The following is a 15052-nucleotide window of genomic DNA, read 5'->3' on the forward strand; positions in this document are numbered from 1 at the left end:
GGTACAACTTCGTTCGAGCAATGGTTTCTCCGCAAACGTTTGGGTTCGCCTGCGGAAATAGTCATGGAGGTCGGCAGTGGCGCATAGGGGGTGGACGGACCCGGACCGCGCGTTGGAAGGGTTGGTCGACGAGTTCCGCGACAAGTGCATCCGGGTTTACAAGGAGGATCCGAACCGGGTCGAGGAAGATGCGGGCAAAGAGCGTGGAATTGCCGAGGGTGGCTATGGCCGGAAGCAGATCCAGGAGCTGGTACAGAACGCCGCCGACGCAATGCAAGGAACGCCCGGCCGTATCCAGGTCAGTCTGACTGATAGCGCGTTGTACGTGGCGAACGAAGGCAGACCCTTCGAGGATTCGGGTGTTCGGGCGTTGCTCTACACCCACCTGTCCAACAAGACGGGCACCGAGATCGGCCGCTTCGGGCTCGGCTTCAAGTCGATCAGCGGCATCTCCGACAGCCCTCAGATCTTCAGCCGCTCGGTGTCGTTCGAGTTCAGCCGGGAGCAGTCGGCGGAGAAGCTGTCCGACGAACTCGGGTACCAGTACGGGACCGCCGATGTCCCGGCATTGCGTCTGGCATGGTCGCTCAACGCCACCTCAGAGTTCCGCGCCGATGCTGTCCTTGCGGACCTCGCCGACTGGGCTACGACCATCGTGAAGGTGCCGTTGAAACACGGAGCGGCAGAGCAGCTGTCGGCGGAGATCGCCGAGTTCGACGAGTCGTTCAATCTTTTTGCCCCGCACGTGCGAATCCTCGACCTCGTTGACGTTTTCGCCGGCCGCGAGCGGCACTTCAAGGCTGCAAAGAAGGCGAACCGCGTCACCCTCACGACCGAGGACGGTGATCGAGAATGGTTGGTCGTTTCGACCGAGCACAAGCCGTCGCTCAAGGCATTGGAATCGGCCGGCCATGCAGCTCGACGCGAATCGGTGACGGTGAGCTGGGCACTGCCGTTGACGGGCCGGGTCGAAGTGGGGCAACTGTCGGCATTCTTCCCGGTCAAGTCTGATCTGACCTTGAGCGGCCGGGTCAATGCTCCGTGGAAACTGTCCGATGATCGCATCAACGTGATCGAGTGCGAGTTCAACTACGAGATCCTGACTCAGGTGGTGCCACATCTGGTGGTTGCCGCACGCAAGGACCTCATCGCAGGCCGTGCGTTCGGCCGGTACATCGATGTCCTTCCTGCCCGCGGCAAAGAGTCCCGCAGCTGGGCCGACAAGGTCGTGAACGAGCCAGTGTTCCAGGCACTCCGAGATTCTCGATGCCTGCCGGACCTCGATGGTGAGCTCCGAGCACCCAGTGCACTTCAACGCATTCCGGACGACGTGGCCGAACTCGCGGGCAGGTGGTCGACGGTGACGGGGAACCGGGGTGCGTGGGTGCATCCCGACTGCACCACCACCACTGAGCGCCGGTCCAAGGTCGATCGTTTGTTGCAGGACGATGATCGGATCAAACCGCCGGGCCGAGTCTTGCACTGGCTGCAGTCGGTTGTGGCAGATCCGCGGCCCGTGCAGTCCGCGGCCGCGATCGAGCTGGCCGCGGAGCTGGTGCGCAAAGGTGGCAACACAGAATTGGACGTGCGCGACGCCCGAATCGTGTTGTTGGAGAACGGATCCCTCGCACAGCCGGTGCGCGGTCGGTGCTTTCTGCGCTCCAACCCGGAACAGAACGGGACTTCCTTTGTCGATCAAGTCGTGGCCGGCAGTCTGTCGACTACGGATGCACTGAAGTACCTGGGCATCACCGTGTTCGAAGACGGTGGTGAGATGCTGCAACTGCTCACTCAACTCAGGCATACCGGGAAGGTCGATTGGGACGCGCTGTGGATCGCGATGCGCGGCTCGGGTGTGCAGCTGGTGCACGAGGCATTCGACGGCGTGCTCGACGGCCGCGCGACGAAGGTGGTGCGGGTACGAGACGGCCACGGCCGGTGGGTGTTGCCGGAGGGTCTGTACTTTGCGGGTGAGTGCCTCAAGCCGTTGAAGGAAGATGGTGCATACCTGGTCGATGGCGATTATCACGTAGCCGACCACCAGATCCTGTACCTACTGGGTGTCAGGTCTCGACCATCGCGATCGGCCGTGGGCTCGAATGAGAAATGGGTGGCGCGGTATCTGAACGTGGTGCGCGATCGCCTCGGTGACGAACTGGGGTTGGGCCTCCAGGCGCGACAGGGAATCGAGGTCGACGGCATCGATTCGGTCCTCGGCCCTCTGGAGTGCTTGCCAGACCTGAGCGTCACGAACAAGGTGGCCCTCAGTGCTGCAGTCATCAACGACGTCGATGTGTCGCGTGTCCGGGTGAGTCATCCCAATGCGCCAAGGACGGGCCGCTACACAGCGCCCGAACTTTGGTGGGTTAGGCAGCATGGACTGCTGCAAACCACGTTGGGAGCAGTGCCCGTGGCCGAAGCGTTCGTCGCAGAAGTACCGGGTGTCCCAGAGGGGCTGATCCCATGTGTGAGTCAAATGGTGCTCAGTTCCGATGCCGAATTTGTGTTGGGACTCAAGCGCGAGATGGCAGACCTCGACCCGTCCGGATTCAATTCGCTTGTGCAGACTCATGTCAAACGCGATGACATGCTGCGAGTGGGTCAGGCCTACGCCTGGTGGTGTTGGACGCACAAGGAGGCCGAGCCACCCGATCGCCTGTGGGTATGTCGGGGTGATCAATGGGCAGAGGAGGATCGGAAGGCCGTAGCGGTGGTCCACCGCAAAGGGGCATACACCGAACTCGGCGAGTTCGGTATTCCCTGCGTGCTCGTCGACAGCGTCGAGGACGTCCATACCTTGAGTGAACTGTGGGGTTGCTTGGAGGGCCGCGACCTCCCGGTCACGTATTCGTACGAGACGAGCGCGGAGCCAGAACTTCTCACCGACGTGTTCCCGGTGCTGGACGCGCTCCCCGGCGCTGACGAGCTCGATGGTCTCGTCATCCAGAAGTGTCTGTCGATCAGCAAGGTGGCCGCGGTGCCCGGCCAGCCCGCAGTGCAGGTGGTCTGCGAGGCGGGCCGTGAATCGGACAGAATCCTGGTGACGGGCACGACCAACCGGGAGATTCTGAAGCAAGCGCTCGAATGTTTGCTCTACGACAGCTCGGATCGACACGTCGACCTGCTTCTCAAGAACATGGAGCGGCGCCGTAATTCGGAACGTATCCGGGTGATCAGGAAGGCATCAAGCGATGCCGAACGCCTCCTCATGTTCGCCGGTGAGGAGCGTCTCAGGACGTTGATCCCGAAGGATGCGCTCAACTATCTGGTCAACGACGGCTTGGTCGAACCCCATGGGCTTGATCTCGCCAATCTGTGCGTGACCATGCTGGGTGTCCGCGCACTGGAACGCGCATGCAAGGTCGATCCGCTCGGACTGCCTGTTCCCCCTCCGTCGACGTGGTCGGGGTCGTTCAACACGCGAGACTGGGTGAAGCGGCTCGGGTTCGGTGACGAATGGGCGGGTCAGAAGGCGCGGCGACGAAATAAGCCGACGGAGTACATCGACGGTCCCACCCAGCTCGATGAGCTCCACGACTACCAGCAGGTGGTTTCGCAACGCCTCGCCAACCTGCTGCGTGGCGTCGGCCCGAGGCGAGGAATCGTCTCGTTGCCCACCGGCGCAGGTAAGACCAGAGTCGCCGTACAGACCGTCATCCAGTCGATCCGCGACGGCAGCCTAGACGGGCTGGCGCACGGAACTTCGTTCTCTGGGCCCGTCCTGTGGTTGGCCGATGGAGAAGAACTCTGTGAGCAGGCGATCGATGCATGGTCATATCTGTGGCGTGCCCTCGGCCGGCAGGACACCCAGCTGATCCTCAGCCGGTTCTGGTCGAACTACGAAATGGAGGAGGAATCAGCCGGCGTTCAGGTCGTGGTGGCGACGTGGCAGAAGATTCTCCTTCGGGCGGTCGGCAACGAGTCCTACGCCTGGTTGGCGGAGGCTCCGGTCGTCATCATCGACGAAGCCCACGGCGCATATACCCCGTCCTACACCGCGATCCTTGAGTGGTTGGGGCGTGGCACGCGGCAACGGGACAAACCCCTGATCGGGTTGACTGCTACCCCCTTTCGCGGGCGCCGCGACAGTGCGGAAACGGAACGCTTGCTGGCGCGGTTCGACGACAACCGGGTGGACGAGGGTGTCTTCGGGGACGAGCATCCACAGGTCAGGCTGCAGCGGGACAGAGTCCTTGCCCGAGCCCGCCTGGAGATTCTCGATGGTGTGTCCATCGATCTGTCGATGAAGGAGCTCGATGAGTTCAGATCGATGGGCTGGCTGTCCAAGAGTGCCGAGATCCGGTTGGGTCGAGATGAGGACCGCACGCGCACGATCGTAGATTCGATCATGAGCAAACCGGAGAATTGGCAGATCGTGGTTTTTGCTGCCTCGGTCGAGAACGCTCAGACGCTGGCCACGCTGCTTACGCTCCACGGACGCCCTGCGGCTTCCATCGACCAGGACACCAGCCCCGAAGACCGACGGATGGCGATCGAACGGTTCAAATCAGGCGAGTTGAAGGTGCTGACGAACTACGCGGTGTTGTCGCAGGGCTTCGATGCGCCCAAAACCGACGCCGTGTACATCACCCGTCCGACCAGCAGTGAGGTCCGTTATCAACAGATGGTCGGGCGTGGCCTTCGTGGTCCGAAAAACGGTGGTACCGACGAGGTTCTGATCGTCAACATGCTTGACAACATCGTCGAGTTCGGTGACAGCATCGTGTACCAGGGTGTCAAAGACATTGTGGAGTCAGAGGCAGACCGGAATGTGACCGTCCGAACGGAACTGCCGTCCGATAGCCATGTCGACTTCTCGCAGACGATGTGTCGCCAGGAATGACGGCGGCCGTTTCGGGTTCATCAGCGTGCGGCGTTGCTTCACCCCCGAGAGTCGTCATTTCTGTGTCTCGATTGGCTTGTGTCGAGCTTGAAAGTTCAGAAGTGGTTGCGCCTTGGTCGGTGTCCTGGTCATATGGCAAATGGAGCGGGGTTGACGACCAATGCCCCGGGCCGACCAATGGAGGGTTGCATGCCAGGTGCAGCGAGACTGACCGACATCTTGCCAACATTGGGCATTTTGTCGGGGCTATCTGAGATCCTACTTTGCTGGTGACGTGCGCGTCAGTTTGTGCACTGGGTTCCGGCACTTCAAGTGGTTAGTCGGTTCGGGTTAATCGACCAGGGGAGAGAGGTCGTCCATGCTGTTACTCGATGGACAGCGGCGCGATAGTCGCAGAGGTTCGCCGGGCTGGACCTTGTCCGGGGCAGGGATCGATGTCGGTGCGCGGACGGGCTACTTCGTCAACAGCTCCGCGCTCACTGCCGGTCCGGATCGCAAGCATCAGTCGATCGACTGCGGGGTGCCGGGGCTTAACGGCAGCCGCTACAGGGAGGTGTCGTTCGTAGATGTCCGAGACTGTATTGGCGGGGGCAAGGCGCAACTTGTACTCGCTCGTATCGACGGCCTTCCGACGGGGAGACGGTAGCGTGACCGCCTCCGAGATTGTGCTCAATGACGCCCAGCGGGATGTAGCCGAGGCACCGATAGACGAACGATTGCTGGTGATTGCGGGTGCTGGACAGGGCAAGACCGAGGTTGTTGCGCTGCGTATCGACCACCTGGTGAAGGAAGAAGATCTTTCGGCGTCAGCCCAGGTTCTCGTATTGAGCTTCTCTCGTGCGGCGGTCACGGCGGTCAAGACGCGCCTCGGCGCGCGAGAGGTGCCGGCAGCGAATGTGCGGACCTTCGATTCGTTCGCCGGCCAGATCATTCTCGAAGCCGATAAAGAGCCGACTGGGAGTTTCGAAGCTCGTATCCGCCAGGCCACGCAACTGATACGCGACGCTGCAGATACCCCTGATCTGATCGCTGATCTTCGCCACATCGTGATTGATGAGGTCCAGGATTTGGTGGGTGACCGAGCGGACTTCGTGATCGAGATCCTGCGCGCAGCAGGTGACGATGTCGGGATCACAGCGCTTGGAGATCCGTTGCAGGGCATCTTCAACTTCCAACTGGCTGAGTCGCGCAGCAAGACGGCATCAACCGCTGTGATTGAGGCCCTTAAACAAGAGTTTGGTTGCACGGAGGTGGAGCTCGGTCAGAACTACCGCGCGAGGGGCAACGGTCCGAAGAAAGTCGTCAAGCTGGGGGAGCGACTCAGAGCCACTGATGATCCCGAAGACGCCGACAGCTTGATCACTGATCTGCAATCCACTCTGTTGGACCTCGGTGAGATCGATGAATGGGACGGCCTGGTCTCGGAAGACGATGTGCGGACGGCCGTGCTGTGTGCCACCAACTCTGATGTATTGCGGGTCTCACGACATCTCAGTGGCAAGGACATACGGCATGCCGTGCGCCGGCAGGCTCAAGATTTCGGCGCAGCCAACTGGATCGGCAGGACACTGACATCGGTGTCGGGTCAGACAGTCGATCGGTCAGAGGTCGAGGAGGCGCTGGCTCGGTCGCTCGATCAGGCTCAAATCGAGCAGGCGTGGTACTTGCTCAAGTCTGTAGCCGCGGATAAGCGCGGTCGGGATGCCCTGAATTTGGGGCGGCTTCGCAACTCGATTCGGACCAACATGCTGCCGCTCACGTTGACCGAGCCGGACTCCTCGAACGTCATAGTGTCGACGGTCCATCGCGCCAAGGGCCTCGAGTTTGACCGTGTGTTTCTGGTCGCTCCTAACTACGAACACGAGGACGAGGACGAGTGGGCGACCATTCGGCGTGAGTACGTCGCGTTGAGTCGTGCGAGGGACGACATCTTTATCTGCTGGTTGCCGCAGGCGCGATCGTCATTCGAGAAGATGCGATGGCTGCCTGGACGGCGAGTCGAAAGGGTCTATAACTGGAAGACCGGAAAAAAGCGCGTAAAGGCTTTCGAGTTTCTGTACGACGACGTGGACGTCAGTGAACCCACTTCCGGTGGTGGACTCGACGCCGCCGATGCCCAGGAAAACCTTCGAGACAATGACCTCATAGGCGCAAATGTCGAGGCCATGCTCGACGTCGAAATGAGCAGCGCGGACCTGCCGTCCTACCTGCTGACAACGGAAGAGGGCTATCTGCTGGGCCGCACCAGTGAGACCTTCAATACGGCGTTCAACACCGCGTTCGGCCGCCGGGGAGGGGGTGCCTTTCCGGGACGTTTGTTCGGACTGACGCTCGTGTCTGTCGAGACGGTCGCAGGGGAGCCTCGAAAGACCGAGCGTCTGGACGTCGGGCGGTCCGGATTGTGGCTTGCGCCTCGAATAACGGGACTTGTGGAGCCCGATTGGAAGACGATGGAGGAAGTTGAATGATCACCGAAAGTGATCCGCTGAGTCTCAAATACGACTTCCGGGACGGGATGATTCGTGAGCTCGGTCGTGACCTGATCGGCCCGAGCAACGACGGTGACGACGCGTACGAAGTGATCAAGGAATTGCCGCTCGACCGTTACGTGGTCGGTGTGCTGTGGCCTTCGAATGACGATGTGCAAGAAGCGCCGGACCCCGACAGCGATGATTCGGGAGACTCTGAGGGATTTGAGGACACGCCCGTTTCGCAGGCTTTGATGCGATATCCGAGCTCGATGGGTATCACCTTCACGATCGACCTGAGTCGGACCACCGAGGTCAAGGTCGACTTGCATGTGGCGCAATATATTCCGTCGGATGCAGACGCTGAGCCGGAAGAGTCCGGTCGGTCGGCCAAACGACGGCAAAAGTCGCGCCCCGCTGAGTGGCTTCGGGTGCCGACGGTCATCGATCCCGTAGCTCTGGATGTTGGCAGGAGCCGGACTGAGTATCTCTCCGTGGCGCCAGACCTCCAGCTCTACGTCTACGTGCGGCAACCCAAAGATGGCGCTGTCACAGTGTCTCTCGCGCTCAGGAACACCAAGGTAGCGAATCGGAAAGGCGAGTTGCGGGATGCTTTTGCCTGGTTTCAAGTCGGAATAGCGGTTTCGACCGACAAGCCGGCAATCATGGACCGAACGCAGCCCCAACTATCCAGTACCGATCCAGATTTGAGTTCGGCGGCGCTGTTGTACCGCAATGCCAGGGTGTTTGCCATCGGCCACGGATGCGCTGCGACGTGGGAGCCGACGACAGATCCATACGTGTCCGCCGTCGAGAGCACATTCCTTCCGCAGGTGGAAGTGCATCGTGCACGACCGGCGCAGCTGTCCGATATCGACATCAGGATGTCGACACTCGCAGACGGTGCGGACGCCGTGGTGCTGGAGAACCTGAGAGCGATGGTGGCCGCGTACCGAGAGTGGATCGATGGACTCGATCAGTCGGTCGTCGACGGCGACACCGACGTGCCGCCGAGACTGCGGGGAGTTGCAGCCGGCCACATGGAGGACGCTCGATCGGCGGCTATGAGAATTGAGGCCGGCATTGAACTTCTATCCGGTGACCCGCAGGTGTTCAAGGCATTCCGTCTAGCCAACCGCGCGATGCAAATCCAGCGAGCACGGCAAGATTGGGTTCGCAAGGGCCATCAAGGTGCCGTGGATCCAGGGACGGATCAGTCCTGGTATCCCTTCCAGATCGCGTACATCCTGTTGAATCTTCGCGGCCTGGCTGATCGTAAGCACCAAGACCGTGACATCGCGGACTTGTTGTGGTTTCCTACCGGCGGTGGCAAGACCGAGGCGTACCTCGGTCTGATCGCGTTCACCATCATTCTTCGCCGGCTGCGGAACAGCGCGGCTACGGGTGTCGCTGTGATCATGCGCTATACGTTGAGGCTGTTGACCATTCAGCAGTTCGAACGTGCGACAACTTTAATGTGTGCATTGGAGAGACTCCGCCTCGACCGCCAGGACCTCGGTACCAAGTCCTTCTCGATCGGATTGTGGGTTGGATCCAAAGCAACACCGAACAATCTCGACGACGCCCGGCGAGCTTTGAACAACCTGCGTGCAGGCCAGGAACTTGCCGAGAATAATCCGGTTCAACTCACGCAATGTCCCTGGTGCGGTGAGGATTTGGACTATTCGAACTATGTGGTGGAAAAGCTGCCCGAACGGCATCTCGTGATCGCCTGCAGAACTCCGTCTTGCGACTTCCGGGACGGTCTGCCCGTCCATGTGGTGGACGAGGACATTTACCGTGAACGGCCTGAACTCGTACTGGGCACGGTCGACAAGTTCGCGATGATGGCCTGGAACGAAAGGGTCCGTGACTTGTTCTCCCGCGACGGGCTGGGCGAAGCGCCGGACTTGATCATCCAGGACGAATTGCATCTGATCTCAGGGCCACTCGGGTCGATCGTCGGACTCTACGAAATAGCGGTCGATGCAGCTTGCGGCGTTCGATTGAGCGATGCCGGGCCCGCCACGACCCGCCCGAAGGTCATCGCGTCCACGGCGACAATCCGTCGTGCAGATCGGCAGATCAAGGCGGTGTTCGACAGAGATGCGCGTCAGTTCCCGCCGCCTGGCATAGATCCCGATGTCTCGTTCTTCGCCGAACCCGCGCCACGCGACGCACTCGGCACACGTGCCTATGTCGGCGTGATGACCGCCGGAGCCAGTCACGCAACACTTTTGGTTCGCACGTACGGCGCGCTGCTGCAAGCCGCCCAGGACCTGAAGGGGGACGAAGACAGTCGAGATCCGTACTGGACTCTGATGGGGTACTTCAACAGTCTCCGCGTCTTGGGTAGTGCGACGCTTCAAGTGGATGCGGACGTCCGTGACCGATTAAAGGTGGTGGCCGGACGAAACGAGACGACGCCTCGAAAGATCTCCCGGGTGACCGAGCTGACCAGCCGCGTTCCGTCCTCCGAGATCCCGGAAGCCCTGAAGGGTTTGGAAACCGCTCTGCCGGATGACGAAGTTGACGATGTCGTTCTCGCGACCAACATGATCTCGGTGGGGTTGGACATCGACAGATTGGGCCTCATGGCCGTCATGGGACAGCCACAGTCGAGTGCCGAGTACATTCAAGCGACCAGCCGGGTCGGGCGTAAACACCCAGGACTCGTCGTCACGATCTTCAACTCAGCCCGGTCGCGCGACCGTTCTCACTACGAAAGCTTCCTTCCCTTCCATCAGGCGCTCTATCGCGCCGTGGAGGCAACGAGCGCAACGCCTTTCGCCGCTCGGGCTCGGGATCGAGGTCTGCAGGGCATCCTGGTCGCCCTGGCGCGACTACTCGTCGATGAGCTGGCTCCTGACACCGCAGCCCATCTGGCAGATGCAAACTACGACTCACTCACCGAACTCGTGAAGATCATCGACAGACGTGTGCGAAGTACAGCGCCAGAAGAGGCCGACGCGACACTCGATCAGATCGACGCGCTGATCGATGTATGGAGTAGCGAAGCTGCTGCAAAGCCCAACATGCGTTACAACAATCCGCGGAACGTAGAAGCTGCGCTATTGGTGGAAGCTGGCGCTGCCCTAGTGGAGGAGTACTCCCAGGAAGCCGCGCCGTGGCCCACCTTGCGAAGCATGAGAGATGTGGACGCAGAGAGCAGCCTCTACCCGATTGCTTTCTTGAGGAAGTCAAAGTGAACAATCCCAAGGCACGCCGGAGCCAATTGATCAGCACTTACGGGATCGGAGGGCTGTTCCCGGCATCGACGACCAGCTTCATGATCGCCGGTCTGCACGAGTGGAAGGAAGACCGTGCCGAGCCGGTGAGCGAACCCAGGTTGGCGCGTTCGCTGAAGGTCAGTGCGCTGAAGCAGCCGCCGGCGGGGGGACGAAGAGACGTCCCCGTCATACGGTTTCCCTACACTCAGGTGTGCCCGACATGCCGTCGCATCGGTCGGCTCCACGAGCTTTCGAAAGACTGGAACGTTGCCGAATGCAGCAAGGACAAGCAACCACTCAACCCCTTCCGGTTGATAGTCGCCTGTCGGCGGGGGCACATCGATGAATTCCCCTACTTCCAATGGCTTCACCGAGGGCAAGGGAAGTCCGGTTCCGACCACCTGATGAAACTCGAAGCGCGAGGCAGGACATCGTCGCTTGCGGACTTGGTGCTGACCTGTACATGCGGGGTTGAGAACCGGAATCTCGATGGTGCGATCGGTCCGCTCAATGACTTCGGATCGTGCAGGGGCGCACGTCCGTGGCTCGGAAGCGAGATGGAGCCTTGTGATGAAGTCCCACGCGTACTCCAGCGCGGTGCGTCCAACGTCTGGTACCCGGCCGTTCGGTCATCCATCTCGATTCCGCCGTATTCAGAAGCACTTTCGAAGCATGTCGACAAGTATTGGCCACTTCTCGCGGATCCGGACGTCGTAACTCCGGCGCTGCTGGGCAAGATTGCAGACCTGTCGAATGGCAAGTACACCGTCGATCAGATCGTGGCGGAAACCGAACGGCGCCGAGGGGAAGAACAAGGAGACGAGGACCTCTCCGAAGCGAGGCTGCGTTCAGGCGAGTACGGCGCCCTCATCGAGGGGCGCGATGAGGATGACCCGAACGCTGATTTCGTTGCCTTGCACCGGGACGTTCCAGACAAGTTCGAGGATCTGATCTCCGATGTTCGCAAGGTGACAAGGCTGCGTGAAGTGCGTGCGCTGTATGGATTTTCCAGGCTTGATGGAGGAGGCGGAAGTTCGGAGAACCTGTGCCAGCTCGCGCCTACGCGAATGAACTGGCTTCCCGCTATCCAGGTGATCGGTGAAGGCATCTTCATCGCGTTCAACCGAGATGTACTGGCGGAGTGGGCCGACCAGCCTTTTACCAAGGAGCGGGCGCGCATGCTGAAGATCGCCGCTGACCGGAACGCAGAGGAGTACGGTCACGCGCCGACTCACGTCAACATTGTCGAGGTGGCTCTACACACCCTTGCACACGTCATCATCGACCAGTTGTCACTGGACGCCGGCTATCCGGCATCAGCGTTACGAGAGCGGTTGTATATCGACGACGACATGGCTGGCTTGTTGATCTATACCGCCAGCTCGGACTCCGCCGGCAGTCTGGGCGGCGTCGCGGCGTTAGCCGAGACGGATCAGCTTGGAAGGGCTCTATCCGAGGGTCTGGTGCGCCTTTCGTGGTGTTCGTCTGACCCGGTTTGCATCGAATCGAGAGGGGCAGGGAGCGACGCGATGAACCTAGCCGCGTGCCACGCATGCGTGCTCGTTCCAGAAACTTCATGCGAGAAGAACAACTCGTTCCTCGATCGGGCCCTTCTATTCGGCACGCGCGAGGGTGGTAACGAATCTGAAGGTATTTTCAGCAAGTTCGTCGCCAATGCTGTTGGCACATGAGTCGTGCGATCGGGAGCGTTGAAGAATGTCTGAAGTAGCCGCAGGCGAGCGCATCGTCGTCCGCGATGAGGAGTGGCTCGTCCGCACGGTCCGCAACACGGAGCTTGACGGCGTACGCGTCGAGGTGACAGGCGTCAGCTCTCTCGTCCGTGACCAGGATGCTGTGTTCTTCGGCTCGCTCGACAAGATCGACCGGCTGGACCCACGAGAGGGCAAGCTCGTCGCCGACGACTCGGCAGGATTCCGCAGTTCGCGCCTTTGGCTGGAATCGGTCCGGCGCGGCAGCCCGATATCCGCGTGCGAAACACGGATCACCGTCGGTCACCGTGGCTTGCTCGACCGCATGGACTACCAGTTGCGGCCGGCAGCCCAGGCTCTGCGGAATCTCAGGCCGCGTATCCTGATCGGCGATGCGGTCGGCCTCGGCAAGACGCTCGAGATCGGGATCCTTCTATCTGAGCTGATCCGCCGCGGCCGCGGTGAGCGCATCCTCGTCGTCACGCCCCGCGCCGTACTAGAGCAGTTTCAGCGCGAACTGTGGACACGGTTCGCAATCCCGCTGATCCGCCTGGACTCCAGCGGTATCCAGAAGGTCCGCCAGACGCTGCCGAGTTCACGAAATCCGTTCAGCTACTACAAACGGGTCATCGTGTCGATCGACACCTTGAAGAACCCTGCTCGGTACAAGCACCATCTGAAGAGTCAGAAGTGGGACGCCGTCGTCATCGATGAGTGTCACAACCTGATCAACCGCGGCACCCAGAACAACGAACTCGCCAAACTCCTTGCCGCACAGACGGACGCACTCATCCTCGCCAGCGCCACACCGCACAACGGCGAGCCCGAGTCTTTCGCAGAATTGGTGCACCTCCTCGACCCGACGGCCATCGTCGACCGAAAGGACTATTCGGCGAAAGACATCGAGCACCTCTATGTCCGTCGTCACCGCAACTCACCGGACGTGAAGATCGACGTCGCCCACAAGTGGAAGGAGCGCCTTCAACCGCGGGTCATCGAAGTCGTCCCGACGCCGGCAGAGGCTGATGTCCTCCGTGAGCTCGAGACCACCTGGTTGCATCCGGAAGGTGCGTCGGTGGTGACAGGGCAGGGCAGGCAGCTATTCCCGTGGACGCTGTTCAAGGCGTTTCTCTCATCACCAAAAGCGCTGCGTTCCAGTATTGAGCGGCGAATCAACACGGTCGGTGAGTCATCGGCACCCGAGGTCAAGGCTCTCCAACGGCTCGACGAACTCGCTGAGAAAGCGGACACCAGCACACCATCGAAGCTCACTCGCCTGGTCGAGCATCTCAAGGACATCGGCATCGCCAAGAGATCGAAGACGCGAGTGGTGGTCTTCTCCGAGCGCATCGACACCCTGACGTGGCTCCAGCAAGAGCTCCCCAAAAGGTTGAACTTGCCGGCAGCCGCTGTTCGCACGCTCTACGCGACGCTGCCAGACGACACTGTCCAAGACGTCGTCAATGGCTTCGGCCAAGCGTCCTCGGACATCCGAGTCCTCCTTGCATCCGACATGGCCTCCGAGGGTCTCAACCTTCATCACGAGTGCCATCAACTCGTCCATTACGACCTCCCGTGGTCGTTCATCCGGATTCAGCAACGCAATGGCCGCATCGACCGGTACGGACAACTGCACGCACCGGAGATCAGCGCGCTCGCACTTGCGGGTGGTGATGACGTCACCAGTGACCTGAAGGTCGTCACGAAACTGCTCAAGAAGGAATACGAGGCCAATCGTGCCCTCGGCGACGCAGGCGTCCTGCTCGACCTTCATGACGCGGAGATCGAAGAGCGCGAGGTGATGAAGGCCATCCGCGAAGGCCGGGACCTGGATGATGTCGTGCCCGCCCCGAGTCCAGAGGCCATCAACCCGTTCGCCGCGCTGATGGCGGTGGGCGGTCAGCACGAAACGGACAGCACGCCGGAAACCGTCGACGAACACTCGCTGTTCGACGACGATGACAACTTCCTCATCGACGAACTGGCGGACGTCGCGAACGAGATCGGTGAGCAGAAACTCGACGTTCATCGCGACGCCGACACGGACCTGATCGCCTTCGCGCCGCCGGTCGACCTGATCACACGCTTCAGAGACCTCCCATCCGATTACATCGCGGAGCAAGGCATCGACAAGCGCCTGAGGCTGACGGGTAGCACGAAGTACGCACAGTCCCGACTCGAGCGGGCACAGGCGCTCGACGACACCGCCTGGCCTGACGTTCACTACCTGGCACCCATCCACCCCGTACTCGACTGGGCTGCCGAACGAGCCGTGGCACGCTTCGGGCGCAACGCGATTCCAGTCCTCAGCGGCGATGTCGACTCGCCCGTGTATCTGACCCAGGCCGTCTGGGCGAATGAACTGGGAAGGCCGGCGATCGCCCACTGGGGCGCGATCCGCGGACTACCGGACAACCCTGAGGTCGGTGACTTCGACGAGGCGCTCGACGCGGCAGGAATCACCGAGGGCGCCACGAACCCGGGCCTGAACCCTGGCGACTTTGCCGACGCGCAGTACCACGTTGCCGAAGCTGTCGATTCCGCCACGGAGCACCTTCGCGACAAGCGCGATGACATCGAGGCTGACCTGCTACGGCGAATCGACAGTTACCGCCAGAGCCTCAAGACATGGGAGCAAGCAGCACTGAGCATCGTCGAGGATCCCAAGCGACGATCGGGATCGAAGCTGATCATCGCGGAGACATCAGACCAGTCGCTGGCGCTGATCGACTCCCAGGCCGCAGCAGGCGACCCCTTTGTACGCGTTGTGGCCGTCATCGTTCCAAGAGTGGGTGCGTGAGC

5 protein-coding genes are annotated in these 15052 nt (G+C 61.0%); all 5 read left to right on the forward strand.

The genetic code is table 11. From position 1 onward, the window contains the following. Positions 1–76 precede the first annotated feature (76 nt). Positions 77–4843, forward strand: a complete 4767-nt coding sequence (locus tag QQ25_RS06960) for a DEAD/DEAH box helicase (RefSeq protein WP_234711864.1) — start codon at positions 77–79, stop codon at positions 4841–4843. A 647-nt stretch (positions 4844–5490) separates the two neighbouring features. Continuing rightward, on the forward strand, positions 5491–7311 hold the full coding sequence (locus QQ25_RS06970; RefSeq protein WP_039378030.1) for a UvrD-helicase domain-containing protein: 1821 nt from the start codon (positions 5491–5493) through the stop codon (positions 7309–7311). Beyond that, positions 7308–10520 carry a helicase-related protein gene (locus QQ25_RS06975; protein WP_039378032.1) on the forward strand — a complete coding sequence of 1071 codons (3213 nt, stop codon included), beginning with the start codon at positions 7308–7310 and terminating at the stop codon, positions 10518–10520. Before QQ25_RS06970 ends, QQ25_RS06975 begins: the two co-directional genes overlap by 4 nt. Beyond that, a complete protein-coding gene (gene drmB / locus QQ25_RS06980) occupies positions 10517–12232 on the forward strand; it encodes an MrfA Zn-binding domain-containing protein (protein WP_039378034.1) in 1716 nt (571 codons plus the stop codon). The genes QQ25_RS06975 and drmB overlap by 4 nt, the downstream gene beginning before the upstream one ends. Positions 12233–12257: 25 nt before the next feature. Then, a complete protein-coding gene (locus QQ25_RS06985) occupies positions 12258–15050 on the forward strand; it encodes a DEAD/DEAH box helicase (protein WP_039378035.1) in 2793 nt (930 codons plus the stop codon). The last annotated feature ends 2 nt before the right edge of the window (positions 15051–15052 follow it).

Origin of the sequence: Mycolicibacterium setense (assembly GCF_000805385.1) — a bacterium.
Taxonomy (GTDB): domain Bacteria; phylum Actinomycetota; class Actinomycetes; order Mycobacteriales; family Mycobacteriaceae; genus Mycobacterium; species Mycobacterium setense.

Coding starts and splice junctions, on each gene's coding strand:
- QQ25_RS06975 (WP_039378032.1), top strand. CDS start 7,308: ATGATCACCGAAAGTGATCCGCTGAGTCTCAAATACGACTTCCGGGAC.
- QQ25_RS06985 (WP_039378035.1), top strand. CDS start 12,258: ATGTCTGAAGTAGCCGCAGGCGAGCGCATCGTCGTCCGCGATGAGGAG.